General features: G+C 66.5%; 1 protein-coding gene. It reads left to right on the top strand.

Going from position 1 to position 511, the window contains the following annotated elements:
- Positions 1 to 13: 13 nt before the first annotated feature.
- The coding region (locus ADL15_RS18175) for an SLC13 family permease (protein ID WP_232344196.1) at positions 14 to 511 on the top strand (498 nt) is incomplete at its 3' end.

Raw genomic sequence — 511 nt, 5'->3', positions numbered from 1 at the left:
GAAGATCAATCGGGTGGCGGTCGCGCTCGGCGGCGCATCGATCATGCTGGCGCTCGGTGCCACCGACGCCGAGCACGCGTTCTTCTCCGAGGACGCGGGCATCGACTGGAACGTCATCTTCCTGCTGCTGGGGATGATGCTGATCGTCGGCGTGCTCAAGCGCACCGGACTGTTCGAGTACGTGGCGATCTGGTCGGCGAAGAAGGCCCGCGGGCGTCCGTTCCCGATCATGGTGATCCTGCTGGTGGTGACCGGCGTGGTGTCGGCCGCGCTGGACAACGTGACGACGGTGCTGCTGGTCGCGCCGGTGACGTTGCTGGTCTGCGAGCGCCTCGGTGTGCCCTCGGTGCCGTTCCTGATCGCCGAGGTCCTCGCATCCAACATCGGCGGCGCGGCCACCCTGGTCGGTGACCCGCCGAACATCATCATCGCCAGCCGGTCCGGGCTCACCTTCAACGACTTCCTCAGCGTGATGGCGCCGTTCGTGCTGGTCGTGTTGATCGTGCTGGTG

It is taken from the genome of Actinoplanes awajinensis subsp. mycoplanecinus (genome assembly GCF_001509495.1).
Taxonomy (GTDB): domain Bacteria; phylum Actinomycetota; class Actinomycetes; order Mycobacteriales; family Micromonosporaceae; genus Actinoplanes; species Actinoplanes palleronii.
This window is presented reverse-complemented; position numbering and strand designations above follow the sequence as displayed.